At 49.8% G+C, this 3,370-nt stretch carries 2 tRNA genes and 1 rRNA gene; all 3 read right to left on the bottom strand.

Going from position 1 to position 3,370, the window contains the following annotated elements:
* Positions 1 to 25: 25 nt before the first annotated feature.
* The 3 genes from DWW68_RS12375 to DWW68_RS12385 all read right to left on the bottom strand — a co-directional run bounded on the left by DWW68_RS12375 (position 26) and on the right by DWW68_RS12385 (position 3,310).
* Positions 26 to 2,917 (bottom strand): 23S ribosomal RNA (locus tag DWW68_RS12375).
* A gap of 221 nt (positions 2,918 to 3,138) precedes the next feature.
* Positions 3,139 to 3,211: transfer RNA gene (locus tag DWW68_RS12380), tRNA-Ala, on the bottom strand.
* Positions 3,212 to 3,236: 25 nt separating this feature from the next.
* Positions 3,237 to 3,310: transfer RNA gene (locus DWW68_RS12385), tRNA-Ile, on the bottom strand.
* Between the last annotated feature and the right edge of the window lie 60 nt (positions 3,311 to 3,370).

Raw genomic sequence — 3,370 nt, forward strand, 5'->3', positions numbered from 1 at the left:
GAGGATAACTCCTCTTCCTTCCTTTATGGATAAGCCCTCGACCTATTAGTATCAGTCAGCTCCATGCATTACTGCACTTCCACCTCTGACCTATCAACCTCGTCGTCTTCAAGGGGTCTTAATTCTTACGAATGGGATATCTCATCTTGAGGGGGGCTTCACGCTTAGATGCCTTCAGCGTTTATCCCGTCCCGACTTGGCTACCCTGCTATGCACTTGGTAGTGCAACAGGTACACCAGAGGTCAGTCCATCCCGGTCCTCTCGTACTAAGGACAGCTCCTCTCAAATATCCTACGCCCACGCCGGATAGGGACCGAACTGTCTCACGACGTTCTGAACCCAGCTCGCGTACCGCTTTAATGGGCGAACAGCCCAACCCTTGGGACCTACTACAGCCCCAGGATGCGATGAGCCGACATCGAGGTGCCAAACCACTCCGTCGATGTGAACTCTTGGGAGTGATAAGCCTGTTATCCCCAGGGTAGCTTTTATCCGTTGAGCGATGGCAATCCCACTTTATACCACCGGATCACTAAGTCCTACTTTCGTACCTGCTCCACCCGTCGGTGTCGCAGTCAAGCTCCCTTATGCCTTTGCACTCTGCGAATGGTTTCCGACCATTCTGAGGGAACCTTTGAGCGCCTCCGATACTCTTTCGGAGGCGACCGCCCCAGTCAAACTCCCCACCTGACATTGTCCACCAGCCGGATAACGGCTGCATGTTAGAAACCCAATACTGCAAGGGTGGTATCCCAAGGGCGACTCCACGCAAACTAGCGTTCACGTTTCCTAGTCTCCCACCTATCCTGTACATGCAATATCGAATCCCAGTATCAAGCTGGAGTAAAGCTCCATGGGGTCTTTCCGTCCTGGCGCAGGTAACCAGCATCTTCACTGGTACTTCAATTTCACCGGATGTATTGTCGAGACAGCGCCCAAATCATTACGCCTTTCGTGCGGGTCGGAACTTACCCGACAAGGAATTTCGCTACCTTAGGACCGTTATAGTTACGGCCGCCGTTTACTGGGGCTTAAGTTTAAAGCTTCGACTTGCGTCTAACCTCTCCCCTTAACCTTCCAGCACCGGGCAGGCGTCAGCCCATATACCTCACCTTACGGTTTCGCATAGACCTGTGTTTTTGCTAAACAGTTGCTTGGGCCAATTCTCTGCGGCCTCCCCTGAAGGAGGCACCCCTTATCCCTAAGTTACGGGGCCATTTTGCCGAGTTCCTTAACAATACTTCTTCCGTCGGCCTTAGGATTCTCTCCTCATCCACCTGTGTCGGTTTACGGTACGGGTACAATATACACAATAGCGGCTTTTCTTGACAGCCAGCTCACCTGCTTCGCTACTTATAATTTCGCTCCCATTCACGTCTTCAGATTGTGCACCGGATTTGCCTAATGCACTCCTACCTCGCTTAGACCAGTCTTTCCACTCCCGGCTCAGGCTCTCTGTCTGTGTCCCCACAGTTCTGATATATTGCAGTACAGGAATTTCAACCTGTTATCCATCGACTACGTTTTTCGACCTCGCCTTAGGTCCCGACTTACCCAGGGCAGATCAGCTTTACCCTGGAAACCTTAGATATTCGGCCGTGAGGATTCTCACCTCACTCTCGCTACTCATTCCGGCATTCTCTCTTCTTAACACTCCACTGCTCCTTACGGTACAGCTTCGTCGCAGTTAAGAATGCTCCTCTACCAATGTTTACACATTCCTCAGCTTCGGTGTAGTGTTTAGCCCCGGACATTTTCGGCGCAGGACCTCTCGACTAGTGAGCTATTACGCACTCTTTGAATGTATGGCTGCTTCTAAGCCAACATCCTAGTTGTCTTCGAAATCCCACATCCTTTTCCACTTAACACTCACTTTGGGACCTTAGCTGGAGGTCTGGGCTGTTTCCCTTTTGACTACCCAACTTATCTCGTGCAGTCTGACTCCCAATCATCATCTTAACGGCATTCGGAGTTTGATAATCTTCGGTAAGCTTTGACGCCCCCTAGGATATTCAGTGCTCTACCTCCGCAAGACTAAATTGAGGCTAGCCCTAAAGCTATTTCGAGGAGAACCAGCTATCTCCGGGTTCGATTGGAATTTCTCCGCTACCCACACCTCATCACCACCCTTTTCAACGGATGTGTGTTCGGACCTCCATTGCCTTTTACGGCAACTTCATCCTGGACATGGGTAGGTCACCCGGTTTCGGGTCTACTCACACTGACTATAACGCCCTATTAAGACTTGGTTTCCCTTCGGCTCCAGACCTTTAGTCCTTAACCTTGCCAGTAAGAGTAACTCGCCGGACCGTTCTACAAAAAGTACGCGGTTGAACTTTAAAGTTCTTCCACAGCTTGTAAACACAGGGTTTCAGGTTCTCTTTCACTCCCCTCCCGGGGTTCTTTTCACCTTTCCTTCACAGTACTATGCGCTATCGGTCACTAAGTAGTATTTAGCCTTGGGGGGTGGTCCCCCCGAATTCCCACAAGGTTCCACGTGTCTCGTGGTACTTCGGATTCCGCTCGCTCCCTTAAAATTTCGGTTACGGGGCTTTCACCCTCTATGGCCGGCTTTCCCAATGCCGTTCTCCTATCCGCCAGGTCACTTGTTGCGGTCCATAACCCCGGAATGCACGCATCCCGGTTTAGGCTCCTTCCATTTCGCTCGCCGCTACTTTGGAAATCGATGTTTCTTTCTTTTCCTCCGGCTACTTAGATGTTTCAGTTCACCGGGTTCCCTCTGCATGACTATGTATTCATCATGCAGTGACTGGAGTTATTCCAGACAGGTTTCCCCATTCAGACATCTGCGGATCATCGGATATTTGCTCCTTCCCGCAGCTTTTCGCAGCTTATCACGTCTTTCTTCGGCTCTTAGTGCCAAGGCATCCACCCTGCGCTCTTATTAGCTTAACCATTTCTCTGTTGTATAGCGTTACAACAGGGAAGGCTTGAGTTTTACTCTTCTAAATAAGATCGTCTCTTATTTTTCTGTGTTTTCTTTATCGCATCTTTCGATGCGCCTCGGATGTCTTGAAATTGGCATGAACATTTAATTCTTTGAATCTTTGTTCATTTATTTCTATTTCTCAGTATGTAGTTTTCAATGTACAATGATGAGACATTTCTGTTTCAAGTGGAGACGGAGAGATTCGAACTCTTGACCCCCTGCTTGCAAGGCAGGTGCTCTCCCAACTGAGCTACGCCCCCATGGTGTCTAATATTAAGTTATTGATGGGCTTAAATGGACTCGAACCATCGACCTCACGCTTATCAGGCGTGCGCTCTAACCAGCTGAGCTATAAGCCCATTTTGTAATCCGGCAGCCACCCGCTCTCCCATGCCGTCTCCAGCATAGTACCATAGGCC

This window comes from Eubacterium sp. AF16-48 (genome assembly GCF_003479405.1).
GTDB lineage: Bacteria > Bacillota > Clostridia > Lachnospirales > Lachnospiraceae > Eubacterium_G > Eubacterium_G segne.